Raw genomic sequence first — 13,194 nt, 5'->3', positions numbered from 1 at the left:
CCTGTACGCCATGAAATTCATTCACACATCCGTGATGAACCGAATTTCAAGCGGCAGCGTCTGTTTCACAGACGCATGTTTGGTGGCGATAGCGGAGGGGTTCCACGCGTACCCATCCCGAACACGACCGTTAAGCCCTCCAGCGCCGATGGTACTTGGACCGAAGGGTCCTGGGAGAGTAGGACGCCGCCAAGCACATGAGCCATTGTTGAGCAATCGACAATGGTTTTTTTGTATACTTTTATACATGGAAAATGCATAGACGTTACGGTGTTAAATTATGGATGATTATATAATCTGTCCACTGTACACGGACTTTAGTCCAAGAATTCGCTTACCCGGAGCAAGATTTCTTAATACCTTATCAGAAGATGTAATATTCTTGACAGGCCAAAAGCCCTTTGCTAAGATAGCTCTAATATATTTTTGGACAAGCATCTCAAACCTTAACTGAAGACACTATTATGTATAACTCCCAAGCCTTTACCGCTGTCTATCGGGTATGGACTTGAAGCAGGAGTTTTTTTATTCATAAGTTAGCAGGCAGGTGGAGAAAAGAATATTTCGAGGAGGAATGACCCAGGTGTGGGAAGATAAGTTTGGTAAAGAAGGATTCACTTTTGATGATGTGCTGCTGGTTCCGCGTAAATCCGAGGTACTGCCTAAGGAAGTGGATTTAACCACTGTACTTAGCAAGAATGTGAAGCTGAACATCCCTTTGATGAGTGCAGGTATGGATACAGTCACGGAAGCAGCTATGGCGATTGCTATTGCCCGTGAGGGCGGGATCGGCATCATTCATAAGAATATGTCCGTGGAGCAGCAGGCGGAAGAGGTGGACCGTGTGAAGCGCTCCGAGAGCGGCGTTATTACCAATCCATTCTCACTTACGCCAGACCACTGGGTATCCGATGCTGAAGTTCTGATGGGGAAATACCGCATTTCAGGTGTACCTATCGTAGATGAAGGCGGTAAGCTTGTTGGTATTCTGACTAACCGTGATTTGCGTTTTATCCACGATTTCAATATTCAGATCAAAGAAGTTATGACTCATGAGAATCTGGTTACCGCTGCTGTAGGTACAACGCTTCAGGAAGCGAAAGGCATCCTTCAACGTCACAAGATTGAGAAGCTGCCGCTGGTGGATGAGCACAATATTCTTAAAGGTCTCATTACTATTAAAGATATAGAGAAAGCTATCCAGTTCCCTAACGGGGCCAAGGATGCTCAAGGCCGTCTGCTTGTTGGAGCTGCAATCGGTATTTCTAAGGATACATTAGAACGCACAGAGGCATTGGTAAAAGCCGGTGTTGACCTTATCACAGTGGATTCGGCACACGGACACCATATTAATATTATCGACGCGGTCCGCCAGCTGCGCGAATTGTATCCTGATCTTACTATTGTGGCTGGTAATGTAGCTACAGGTGAAGCTACCCGGGAATTGATTGAAGCCGGAGCATCCGTGGTCAAGGTCGGTATTGGACCCGGGTCGATTTGTACAACCCGTGTAATTGCAGGTATCGGCGTTCCACAGGTTACAGCAATCTATGATTGTGCAACGGTTGCCCGCGAATACGGGATTCCAGTTATTGCTGACGGGGGAATTAAGTACTCCGGAGAGATTACTAAGGCAATTGCTGCCGGAGCTGCTGCAGTGATGATGGGCAGCTTGTTCGCCGGTACGGAAGAGAGTCCTGGGGAGTCGGAAATTTATCAGGGACGTAAATACAAGGTATACCGCGGAATGGGCAGCATGAGCGCCATGAAGCAGGGCAGTAAAGACCGTTACTTCCAGGATGATGATAAGAAGCTCGTTCCTGAAGGCATCGAGGGGCGGGTTGCTTTTAAAGGGCCGTTGTCCGATACCGTTCATCAACTGATCGGCGGATTGCGCTCAGGTATGGGTTACTGTGGTACGAAGACATTAGAGGAACTGCGCAATGATACCTCATTTATCCGTATCACTGGCGCGGGTCTTCGTGAGAGTCACCCGCATGATGTGCAGATTACCAAAGAAGCGCCGAACTATTCCCTGTAAACCGGGAAGAATCGCATATTTTTGCGGACAGGCAGGACTAAATTCGTCCTGTCTGTCTTTTTTTGCAGATACCCCTGTGTTAGAATAGAACAAGCACTGATCTGAGGATTAAAGGAGAGTAGTAATCATTGAAGTACAAGCGGAAACTAAGTAGTAAGCAACTTGTGATGAAGACAGCGACAGTAGGTCTGCTTTTAAATATGCTAGCATTCCCGGCAGCGTCTGCCATGGCAGAGGCGGTAAGCACACCGGCTGCAACAGAGGCTGCGGCTCCATCGACAGCGGCAACACCTGCCAAAACGGCAGTAACCAAGATTCCAAGCGTGGAGTCACTCGGACTTAATCTGAAGTCTGCAGTATTAATAGAGCCGACCACAGGAGAGATCCTCTTATCTTTGAATGCGGACGAGCCATTGCCACCGGCAAGTATGACGAAGATGATGACAGAATATCTCGTGTCTGATGCGGTGAAGAACGGACAGATATCCTGGGATGAGAAAGTTGTTGTGCAGGAGAATGCGTCGAAGCAGATCGGGTCACGTATTTTCTTAGCCGAGGGCGATGAACATACCGTCAAAGAACTCTACATAGCCATGGCCGTTGGTTCAGCCAATGATGCCACGGTAGCTTTGGCTGAACTGGTGTCGGGTTCTGAGCAGGAATTCGTAACCCTAATGAACGAAACTGCTAAGAAGATGGGGATGAAGACCGCCCACTTCATTAACTCCACAGGGCTTGACCGCGCTGATATGCCGGAGAAATTCCGTCCGGAGGCTGAAGGCGAAACGTTAATGTCCGCTATGGATGCTGCCCTGCTCGCTAAGTTTATTGTAACGGACCATCCGGATTTCACCGAGTTCACGACAATTCAGTCCTACAAGTTCCGTGAACGTGACGCGAAACCGATGATTAACTATAACTGGATGCTGGAAGCCAACAAGGATATTGCTAATTTCAAGGCCTATGCCTATCCGGGTCTCGACGGATTGAAGACTGGACATACCACCAATGCCGGCAACTGTTTCACTGGTACGGCCGTTCGTGATGGCATGCGTCTGATCAGCGTAGTCATGGGGGCCAATTCAGAAGCACACCGTTTCACGGAAACGAAGAAGGTGCTTGATTTCGGCTTCAATAACTTCGAGATTAAGCAGGTTGTAGCGCCTAAGGCAGTCATTGCCGGAACTGAAACAGTGCCTGTACTGAAAGGGAAGAACAAGGAAGTATCCGTTGTTACCGACGCTGGAGTTACGTTCATGGTACCAAAGGGTACGGTTTCTCCACAGATCAAAACTACAGTGGTGACGAACGACCCCGCAACTTTGATCGCGCCGATTGCCGGAGCCAGTAAAGTAGGTAAGGTCACTTATAGCTACCAGATCGAAGGAATGTCTCAGGTTCAGGAGAAGACGGTTAACCTGATTACTGCTGAGGAAGCAGAGAAGGCTGGCTGGTTCAAATTGCTGATGAGAGCAATCGGAGAGTTTTTTGGCGACCTGTTTACAGGAATTAAGAACTTGTTCTAACTGCAAGGCAGCCTAATGCCAGCAATACAACAAAATCCCAGTAAATAGGTTGTATATATCACCGCCTTGCGGTAAAATTACAAGTTAGATTAGGATAGATCATTCGGGAGGCTTAGACATGGAAACAGGAACATCGCGAGTTAAAAGAGGCATGGCAGAAATGCAAAAAGGTGGCGTCATTATGGACGTCATGAATGCAGAGCAGGCAAAGATTGCCGAGGCAGCGGGCGCAGTAGCCGTTATGGCTCTGGAACGTGTACCTTCCGATATCCGCGCAGCGGGTGGTGTAGCACGTATGGCCGATCCTACTATTGTAGAAGAGGTTATCAAGGTAGTGAGCATTCCTGTTATGGCTAAAGCCCGTATTGGCCATTATGTAGAAGCCAAGGTTCTTGAATCCCTCGGTGTTGACTATCTGGATGAGAGCGAAGTGCTCACGCCGGCTGATGAAGTGTTCCATATCAATAAACGTGAATTCACCGTTCCTTTTGTATGCGGAGCCAAGGACCTTGGGGAAGCCCTGCGCCGGATTAACGAAGGAGCTTCGATGATCCGTACTAAGGGTGAGCCGGGAACCGGCAATATCGTTGAAGCCGTCCGCCACATGCGCTACATAAACAGTCAAATCCGCAAAGTGACTAACCTCTCGCTTGATGAGCTTTATAATGAAGCTAAGACACTGGCTGTTCCTTATGAGCTGCTGCTGGAGGTTCACCAGCTTGGTAAGCTGCCTGTCGTTAATTTCGCGGCCGGCGGTGTAGCTACACCTGCCGATGCTGCGCTCATGATGCATCTTGGTGCTGACGGCGTGTTCGTCGGCTCGGGGATCTTCAAGTCGGACAACCCTGAGAAATTCGCGCGTGCCATTGTAGAAGCGACCACCCACTTTACAGACTACAAGCTGATTGCTGAAGTGTCGAAGAACCTTGGCGCCCCGATGAAGGGGATTGATATTGCCACTTTGACTCCGGCTGAACGTATGTCGGAACGCGGCCGTTAATAGAGAGAAGGCTTCCGGATGAGAATAGGAGTGTTGGCGCTTCAGGGCGCTGTAACAGAGCATATCGTCAGTATTGAGAAGACGGGTGCGCAGGGTCTGCCTATCAAGCGTGTAGAGCAGCTGGAAGAGGTAGAGGGTCTAATTATTCCCGGCGGCGAGAGCACGACCATCGGCAAACTGATGCGCAAATATGGCTTTATAGAAGCTATACGTGAGTTTGCGGGTCAAGGCAAGCCGATTTTTGGCACATGCGCCGGTATGATTGTCCTGGCCAAGCACATTGCCGGAGGCGAACCCGGCCATCTGGAGCTGATGGATATTACCGTTTCCCGGAATGCCTTTGGCCGCCAGCGGGAAAGCTTTGAATGTGATCTGGAGGTTAAAGGGATTGCTGAGCCGGTACGTGCGGTATTTATCCGTGCTCCGCTCATTAACGAGGTGGGTCCGGATGTCGATGTGCTTACCATCTATAAGGATGAGATTGTAACTGCACGTCAGGGCAACCTGCTGGTATCCTCTTTTCACCCGGAACTGACTGTTGATTACAGGCTGCATCAATATTTTGCCGACATGGTAGAGGACAGTATCGCAGCCAATCAATAGAACTGCATATAAAACATCCTGACTCTTTCAAAGCTGTAAACAAATCAGCATTTTGAAAGAGTTTGGGCTGTTTTCAGGAGGGAAACTTTGTGTTAGATGTTAAAGTGTTGCGTAGTGATTATGCCAGAGTAGAAGAGGCCCTTACTAAAAGAGGAAAGTCGCTCGATTTGATTGCCAGCTTCCCGCAGCTTGATCTGCGCCGCCGTGAGCTGCTTCAGGAAACAGAGGGACTTAAGAACCGCCGGAACACCGTATCCGGAGATGTAGCCAAGAAGAAGAAAAATGGAGAACCGGCGGATGATTTGATTGCAGAAATGCGTACGGTGTCCGACCGGATCAAAGAGCTGGACGATGAAGTACGAGAGCTCGAAGCTAAGATTGATGAATTAACCATGAGCATTCCGAACATCCCGCATGAATCGGTGCCGGTTGGGAAGTCCGAGGAGGACAATGTTGAAGTACGCCGCTGGTCGGAGCCTAGAGAGTTCGGATTCACTCCGAAATCACACTGGGAGCTGGCGCAGCAGCTGGATATCATTGATTTTGAAGCGGCAGCCAAGGTTACGGGTTCCCGGTTCGCCTTCTACAAAGGGCTGGGAGCAAGACTGGAGCGCGCGTTAATCAACTTCATGATGGATCTGCACAGCGGAGAGCATAACTATGAAGAGATGCTGCCGCCGTACATTGTCAACAAGGACAGCCTGTATGGAACAGGACAGCTGCCGAAGTTCGAAGAGGATTTGTTCAAGCTGCGTGATACAGAATATTATCTGATCCCTACAGCAGAAGTGCCTGTAACGAACTACTACCGTGAAGAGATTCTGACGGCTGGTGATCTGCCGAAGTACCATGTAGCCTACAGCTCTTGCTTCCGTTCGGAAGCCGGATCTGCGGGGCGTGATACCCGCGGTCTGATCCGCCAGCATCAGTTCAATAAGGTGGAGCTTGTGAAGCTTGCCAGTCCGGAGACCTCCTATGAGGAGCTGGAGAAGATGACAGCCGATGCTGAACGCGTCCTACAGCTCCTGGGACTGCCTTACCGCGTCCTTCTGCTGTGTACGGCAGATATGGGCTTTACATCGGCGAAGACGTATGACCTGGAGGTGTGGCTGCCGGAGAGCGGAATGTACCGCGAAATTTCCTCCTGCTCCAACACCGAGGATTTCCAGGCCCGCCGGGCCAATATCCGCTTCCGCAAAGAGCCCAAGTCCAAGCCGGAATTCGTGCATACGCTGAATGGTTCTGCGCTGGCCGTAGGCCGTACGGTAGCGGCTATTCTGGAGAATTACCAGCAGGAAGACGGCAGTGTTCTGATTCCGGAATGCCTGCAGCCGTATATGCGTAACGTGAAATCCATAAGCGCACAAACTGCTCAATAATTATAGTTGCATATTATTTGTTGGGTGTGTTATAATTCCTAATGCATGTGAAATTTAGATGCATTGGAGAGGTACCGAAGCGGTCATAACGGGGCGGTCTTGAAAACCGTTAGGGTGCAAGCCCACATGGGTTCGAATCCCATCCTCTCCGCCATTCCTTTACACTCAAAGATTTGCAGATAGAAGCCGTTCTCCTTATGGGGGACGGTTTTTTGTTGTACTCAGAGGATTCTTTTGGATGGAACCTGTTCCAAAGAGAATAAAAAGCTCTCTTTCTCGGCAATGTATTAGAGAAGGAGGATGATCATAAAGATGGACCGACAATTACAAGTAGATCAGCAGAATCTGGTGTCTGCCTGGCAGGAGCGCCTGCCTGCACTGATGGAGGATGGGGACAGCTTCAGTGTGCAGGGGGATGCGGCGGACCAGAACAGTCTGCTTATTCATTTCAATGCATCCGGGCGTCAAGGGTATTCCCTCGATTTCCGCTGCACCTATGTGGATAGCCGCGAGGTTGCTGTGGATCTGCTCGATGCCGAGCAGGATGGGCGCGTGGCGGACGAACGTACGGATGCCGTACAGCTTTTGGCGCAGCAGTATACAAGGCAGATTCATGAATGCGCGCAGGCGCTTCAGGGCTTAACCAATCCATAGGAGGTGAACAAAGTGAGCAAACCAAAAAGCATGCCGGTACCCGGTGTACAGCAGGATAATCAGGGACCGCGCAAGGAACATCATTCATCAGGTCCTGAGCCGTTGTCCGGTTCAAAAAAGGTAAAACAGGCTAACCACGTTGACCATAATAATCCTCAGGGCTGACCCTAGCCGGAGATGAAAATGGAGAGAAATGTTTCTCATATTTGCCAAATGGTTTATCATTAGGGAGGGGAAAGAATTTTTCACATGGGAGAGGAGAACAATAATGAATAAAAAATGGGGGTTATCCGCTGCCGCATTGCTGCTCACCGCCGCAGTAATTCTGCCGGGGTGTGCAAAGAAAGAGGCTCCGAAAGAGGCATTGTCCGCTGCTGCAAATAAAGTTGCGGCGATGACATCGTATGAAATGAAGACGAAGCTTACCGTTAATGACCTGACGATCGACACAGGTACAAGCGAAGCTGATGCTACAACGGGTCAGATTCTCAGCATGCTTAAGAATGCTGAGCTTACAGTTGATGGAGTCTACCAGGCAGAGCCGATGCAGACAGAGCTTACAATGGTTCTGAATCTGAAGGGGGATATGGCGATGTCCTTCACGGTTCCGATGGTAATGACAGCAGAGAAGCTGTATGTCAAAGTGCCGTCCATTCCGTTCCTGCCGCTTCCCGAGACAATCGTAGGTAAATTTGTTGAAGTGGATCTGAAGGAACTGGCCGAGCAGGAGGGGGCTGAATTCAACCCTTCGGCTATGGACACGCAGAAAGTGCAGAAGCTGTCTAATGAAGTGATGAACACATTACTGGGTGAGTATGACGAAGAGAAGTACTTTAACGAAATCAAACCTAAGGAAGCCGGCCTGCCTGAAGGGGTTGAAGCCAAACAGGTTGTCCAGTTCCAGGTAACGAATGATAATGTCAAAGAGGCGCTCACCATCCTGGTGAACAATGCGCTGCCTAAGATCATCGATATTCTCGGCAAGGATGAATACAAGGAACTGCTGAAGATCGATGCTGCCGACTTGGCTAAAGCGAAGGAAGAGCTGCAGTCCAGTGAAGCACGTGCTGAATTCGATAAGGATCTGGCTGAGCTGAATACGCATCTCACGATTAACCAGTTCCATCTTAACACGGCGATCAATGACGATAACTTCCCGGTGTATCAGGATATGCTAATGGATATCAAAGTGAATGATCCTGAACAAGGTGAGAATGTCGCTCTGTCTATGACCGCTAGCAATCAATACAGCAAGATCAATGAGAAACAAACCTTCCAGATCGGAATTCCGCAAGGCGAAGATGTGATTACCCTGGAAGAGCTGCAGCAGCAGTTCGGAGCCACAGGCACTTATTAATAAATACTGCAGCAACACAGAAATCCCGTATAAGCGAACCTCCGCTCATACGGGATTTTTGTGCTGCTTGCCGGCGGCTCCGGCAGATCAGGCTATTGCTCCTGTGGAAGAAAATCTTCAGCCAGAATGGCGTAAGTGCGGTGGTCCTGCCATTCTCCGTTGATTTTGATGAAGCGGCGGGCAAGCCCTTCAGCCTGAAATCCGTTCTTCTCCAGTACTCTGCGGGAGCCGTCATTATGAGGCAGGATGGCCGCCTGCAGCCTGTGAAGGCCGAGGGAACGGAAGGCATAGCCCAGGATCAGATGCACCGCTGCGCTGGTATACCCTTTACCCTGCATTTCATAATCAATAAAATATCCGATATCGGCAAATTGTCCGACACCCCGTACCACATTAGAAATGGTAATCTGGCCAATCAGCTCGCCGCTGAGCAGATAGATGCCGAACATATAAGCACTATCCTGCCGGGCGTCCAGGATGCGCTGGTTAATCAGCTGCCGCTGGCTCTCCAGGGTGAAGTAGTCATTGTCACGGAGGGGTTCGAACTGCTGGTGCTCCTTGCGGTTGCGGTGACGGAGGTTAAGCAGTGCTTCGGCATCCGTGAGCTTCAATAAAGAGATAAAGATTCCCTTCGGGGTATTGTACAGCTTAAAAGACATGGATCGCCCTCCTGGTCACAATAGAATGATATATCTGATCCGTTTCATTAGAGCTTGGCAGGTCTTTGCCGCAGCCGGCGGAAGAACGAAGTCAGCAGCTCTGCGCATTCTTCCTGCAGCACACCCTGGATGACCTCTGTACGGTGGTTAAAACGCGATTCCTCCAGCAGGTTCATCAGAGTCCCTGCACAGCCGGCCTTGGGATCAGGAGTACCATACACGGTGAGCGGGACTCTGGCCTGCACCATGGCTCCTGCACACATGGGACAGGGCTCCAGGGTCACGTAGAGCTGGCAGTCGAGCAGACGCCAGGAATTAAGGGCCGTACTCGCTTCACGGATGGCAACCATCTCCGCATGGGCAGTGGAATCGAGCGTGGTCTCACGCAGATTGTAGCCGCGCCCGATAATTTTACCTTCACGGACAACCACTGCCCCGATCGGCACTTCACCCAGTGCTTCTGCTTTGCGGGCTTCGCCTATTGCCTCGTTCATCCAATATTCATGAATTGCCCGCTCGTCAGGCGGCAACTCTTCAAGTCGTGTATTCAAGTTCATCTTCCCTTCTAAAATAGCCCCTTGTACAACGAACAAATATTCGTTCTTAACAAATTGTGGACAACTCTGTGGATAAAGCCCGACTTATGCACAAAATTGTACACATCGCGATTTAGCAAAATGTTTATATGTGCATAACCTGTGGATGGTTTCCTACTTATTGTAGAGAAAGTGTCTGAAGAATTCAATATGTTCCCCAGGTTATCCCTGTTTGAAATGTCTTTTCAAATGGAGAGGCAAAAGGTATGATAATTATGAATGCTCCGCTAGGATTTACCAGCGGTAAGAGGTGAACAATACGCTTGTCTATAAAAACGAAATTATCGGCTATTATTTTCGGCTCGGTACTCTTAATCCTGACGCTGAATCTTACACTTAATCTATATGCCGTCCGGAATAATCTGCGTAATGAAAGTCTGAGTAATATGAAGATAACTGCCATGCAGATCGCTGTTTCGGTTGAGCAGAGCAGTTATAGTTCCAACTATGTGCAGCATAAAATTGCCCAGAACCTGAGGATGACCTCTATTCTGGCTTCGCTTGAGCTTGATCCGGATATCAAGAATGTGGACAATAGGGAGCTGCAGGCCTTGGCCATCAAGCTGGGCGTGTCTAATATCTCGCTTCTGGTCAAGACTGATAATGATATTGTTGTAGCCAAGTCATCAGATCCCACAGAGATCGGACTCTCGACCAAAGGCATGGGATACTGGTATGTGGCTTTTTTGGAGTTGTTTGCAGGCCAGCGGGTATCCGTTGACCAGGGGCAGACGATGGATAATTTCTGGTCCGGCCCTTTCGAATATTCAACCTCAAATCCCGAGTACATTGATAAATGGGGTTACTATTATGATGGCACCAGCAACTATATCATAGATCCTTATATCCGCAGTACTGCCGTAAGCGATTACGTCAAGATTATGGGACCTGACGAAATTATTCAGGACTCCAAAGCTGTGAACCCCGGCATCCTGGAGATCACAGGCTTTAATCCCAAAACGTTCGGATCGCCCAGCATGCTGCCCGATGGCAGTGACCCGATCAATGTGAAGCTGCGCAACCGTCCTATTCATTACGGTACGTATACGTACGGCAACGTTGCACAGGATAAAGCTGCAATACGGGAAGCGATCAACGGGGGTGAGCCGGTAACGCTGGATACGGAGGTTCTGGGCAAAAGAGTGCTCAAGAGCTTCATTCCAATCAAACAGCCGGGAGCCGACGATTATGTAATTACTGTGGTTATGGATTACTCGCTGATCTCATCCGTAATTAAAGAGCAGCTGTTCAATAATATCACCACGTCCGTGCTGCTGCTTATTATCTTTTTCCTGGCCAGTTATATTATGGCCGGCTTCGTCACGCGGCCGATTCAGGATATACTGGCTAAGGTGAATGATGTGGCCAAGGGCAAATTTGAGCCTCCATTAAATGTAGAGAGCCGGGATGAACTCGGACAGCTGGCCCACCGGATCAACGCGATGACCTCCCACTTGCTGCAGCATACGGACCGGCTGGGACAGACACTGGAAGAGAATAGGGCGGTTAAAGAGCATCTCGAATCGGTGATTAACGGCACCTCCGATGCGATTCATACGGTGGATATGGATGGACGGATTATCAGCACGAACAGAGCCTTTGAAGAGCTCTATGGATGGAGTGCTGCGGAAGCGCTGGTCAAGACGCCATATCTGGTGCCGGCTACAGTACAGGAGCAGGAAGATGTCCGTTTGCGGCAACTCAAGAACGGAATGTCTCTGCCACCGGTAGAGACCGTACGTCTGAAACGTGACGGTTCTATCGTAGAAGTCAGTGTGAGCACCTCGGTGATCCGGGATGAGGAAGGGCAGCCGCAGTCTTTTGTACATGTATCCCGTGATATGACTGAGCGCAACCGGATTGAAGAGCTGCTCAGACGCTCTGAGAAGCTGACTACGGTCGGCCAGCTGGCAGCAGGAGTTGCCCATGAGATCCGCAATCCCTTGACCACCTTGAGAGGGTTCCTGCAGCTGCAGCAGGAGAAGAAGGTTCTGGTCCCGCTGCATATTGATCTTATGCTCTCGGAGCTGGACCGGATCAATCTGATTGTAAGTGAGTTCCTGATCCTGGCCAAGCCGCAGGCCGTTCATTTTCAGTTGAGGGATTTGCGGCATATTGTCGGCGATGTGATCTCTCTGCTGGATAGCCAAGCCCATCTTTTTGGCATAGAGTTTGTAACGTATTTCTCGGATATGCCGGCTATGGTGCACTGTGAGGAGAATCAGCTGAAGCAGGTATTCATTAATGTAATCAAAAATGCGATTGAGGCTATGCCTGACGGAGGGACGATTACCCTGGAGGAGCAGCAGCAGAATAATTCTGTGGTTATTATTGTTTCTGATGAAGGCGGAGGGGTTCCGGAGGATATGCTTCCTAAGCTGGGCGAGCCGTTCTTCACGAATAAAGAGTCAGGGACCGGGCTTGGACTCATGGTCAGTCAGCGTATTATACAAGCCCATAAGGGCAGTCTTGAGATCCGCAGTGAGTATGGACGGGGGGCGCAGGTTACCATTAAGCTGCCTGAAGCCGGGGAGAATAACCTTCCGTCAGGCATGTATATAGAACGGAGTGAATGACAGATATGAGAATTAATAAGTTCATCAGTGAGACAGGGTACTGTTCGCGCCGTGAAGCAGACAAGCTGGTGGAAGGGGGAAGAGTCACCATCAACGGTGAGACCGCTCTGCTGGGCAGTCAGGCAGAAGCCGGAGATACGGTGCTGATCGACGGCAAACGCCTGGAAACAGGCAGCAGGATCGTTTACATCGCACTTAATAAGCCGGTAGGCATCACTTCTACAACAGAAGGCCATATTCAGGGCAATATTGTAGATTTCATTGGACATGAAGAGCGTATTTTCCCTATCGGCCGGCTCGACAAGGATTCTGAGGGATTAATTCTGCTGACAAATGACGGGGACATTGTGAACAAAATATTGCGTGCTGAAGGCAGACATGAGAAGGAGTACGTAGTTACCGTGGACAGGCCAGTCACGCAATCCTTCCTTACAGGCATGGCCACCGGGGTCAAGATTCTGGGCAGCAAAACGCTCCCTTGTGAGGTAACGCGGATAAGCGAGCGGGTATTCCGGATTATTCTTACCGAGGGCAAGAACCGGCAGATCCGCCGAATGTGCAGCGCGTTTGGCTATGAAGTGCGGCGTCTGCAGCGCATCCGGGTAATGAACATCCGGCTGGGCGCCCTGCAGACCGGGGAATGGCGTGATCTGTCACCACAGGAGAAGCAGGAGCTTGGAGCGATGCTGAACTATGAGCTGCAATAAGGAGAAACATATCAATTGAGTAAATAAAGAGCTGTTCCGGAAGGCTGAATAACGGCCTTTGGAACAGCTCTTTGTGCTTGATGTACTATGAATATT

12 protein-coding genes, 1 tRNA gene and 1 rRNA gene are annotated in these 13,194 nt (G+C 49.8%); 12 read left to right on the top strand and 2 right to left on the bottom strand.

Features of this window, described 5'->3' with window-relative positions; translation table 11 throughout:
* The first annotated feature begins 78 nt into the window (after positions 1 to 78).
* The 10 genes from rrf to MKZ24_RS04225 all read left to right on the top strand — a co-directional run bounded on the left by rrf (position 79) and on the right by MKZ24_RS04225 (position 8,560).
* Positions 79 to 195, top strand: a 5S ribosomal RNA gene (rrf, locus tag MKZ24_RS04270).
* 388 nt (positions 196 to 583) lie between these two features.
* Positions 584 to 2,041: an IMP dehydrogenase gene (gene guaB, locus MKZ24_RS04265; protein WP_042241251.1), complete on the top strand. Its 1,458-nt coding sequence runs from the start codon at positions 584 to 586 to the stop codon at positions 2,039 to 2,041.
* 167 nt (positions 2,042 to 2,208) lie between these two features.
* Complete coding sequence (locus tag MKZ24_RS04260) at positions 2,209 to 3,567, top strand: D-alanyl-D-alanine carboxypeptidase family protein (protein ID WP_042241254.1); 1,359 nt, start codon at positions 2,209 to 2,211, stop codon at positions 3,565 to 3,567.
* A gap of 118 nt (positions 3,568 to 3,685) precedes the next feature.
* Complete coding sequence (gene pdxS, locus MKZ24_RS04255; protein ID WP_042231469.1) at positions 3,686 to 4,567, top strand: pyridoxal 5'-phosphate synthase lyase subunit PdxS; 882 nt, start codon at positions 3,686 to 3,688, stop codon at positions 4,565 to 4,567.
* An 18-nt stretch (positions 4,568 to 4,585) separates the two neighbouring features.
* Positions 4,586 to 5,170, top strand: coding sequence for a pyridoxal 5'-phosphate synthase glutaminase subunit PdxT (gene pdxT, locus MKZ24_RS04250; protein WP_340781421.1), 585 nt, complete (start codon positions 4,586 to 4,588; stop codon positions 5,168 to 5,170).
* An 89-nt stretch (positions 5,171 to 5,259) separates the two neighbouring features.
* The gene (serS, locus tag MKZ24_RS04245) at positions 5,260 to 6,549 is read left to right on the top strand and encodes a serine--tRNA ligase (protein ID WP_042231473.1); all 1,290 of its coding nucleotides are present in this window, start codon (positions 5,260 to 5,262) and stop codon (positions 6,547 to 6,549) included.
* A 65-nt stretch (positions 6,550 to 6,614) separates the two neighbouring features.
* A tRNA-Ser gene (locus MKZ24_RS04240) sits at positions 6,615 to 6,703 on the top strand.
* A gap of 158 nt (positions 6,704 to 6,861) precedes the next feature.
* Positions 6,862 to 7,203, top strand: a complete 342-nt coding sequence (locus MKZ24_RS04235; RefSeq protein WP_042231474.1) for a hypothetical protein — start codon at positions 6,862 to 6,864, stop codon at positions 7,201 to 7,203.
* Between the two features lie 12 nt (positions 7,204 to 7,215).
* Positions 7,216 to 7,368, top strand: a complete 153-nt coding sequence (locus MKZ24_RS04230) for a small acid-soluble spore protein P (protein WP_042132708.1) — start codon at positions 7,216 to 7,218, stop codon at positions 7,366 to 7,368.
* Between the two features lie 103 nt (positions 7,369 to 7,471).
* A complete protein-coding gene (locus MKZ24_RS04225; protein WP_042132709.1) occupies positions 7,472 to 8,560 on the top strand; it encodes a DUF6612 family protein in 1,089 nt (362 codons plus the stop codon).
* A 92-nt stretch (positions 8,561 to 8,652) separates the two neighbouring features.
* Here the strand turns inward: MKZ24_RS04225 and MKZ24_RS04220 are convergent, their stop codons facing one another.
* Entirely contained in the window at positions 8,653 to 9,219 is a 567-nt protein-coding gene (locus tag MKZ24_RS04220; RefSeq protein ID WP_340781415.1) for a GNAT family N-acetyltransferase, read from the bottom strand.
* Positions 9,220 to 9,266: 47 nt separating this feature from the next.
* Positions 9,267 to 9,770, bottom strand: coding sequence for a tRNA adenosine(34) deaminase TadA (tadA, locus tag MKZ24_RS04215; RefSeq protein WP_268794628.1), 504 nt, complete (start codon positions 9,768 to 9,770; stop codon positions 9,267 to 9,269).
* 308 nt (positions 9,771 to 10,078) lie between these two features.
* Between tadA and MKZ24_RS04210 the strand changes: the two genes are divergently transcribed.
* Positions 10,079 to 12,391: an ATP-binding protein gene (locus MKZ24_RS04210; protein WP_042231479.1), complete on the top strand. Its 2,313-nt coding sequence runs from the start codon at positions 10,079 to 10,081 to the stop codon at positions 12,389 to 12,391.
* 5 nt (positions 12,392 to 12,396) lie between these two features.
* Positions 12,397 to 13,098, top strand: coding sequence for a 23S rRNA pseudouridine(2604) synthase RluF (gene rluF, locus MKZ24_RS04205; RefSeq protein WP_340781414.1), 702 nt, complete (start codon positions 12,397 to 12,399; stop codon positions 13,096 to 13,098).
* The last annotated feature ends 96 nt before the right edge of the window (positions 13,099 to 13,194 follow it).

The sequence above is a fragment of the Paenibacillus sp. FSL R7-0297 genome, assembly GCF_038009025.1.
In the GTDB taxonomy this organism is placed as follows: domain Bacteria; phylum Bacillota; class Bacilli; order Paenibacillales; family Paenibacillaceae; genus Paenibacillus_AQ.
The sequence above is the reverse complement of the archived record's forward strand: the minus strand, read 5'-3'. Positions and strand labels throughout refer to the sequence as shown.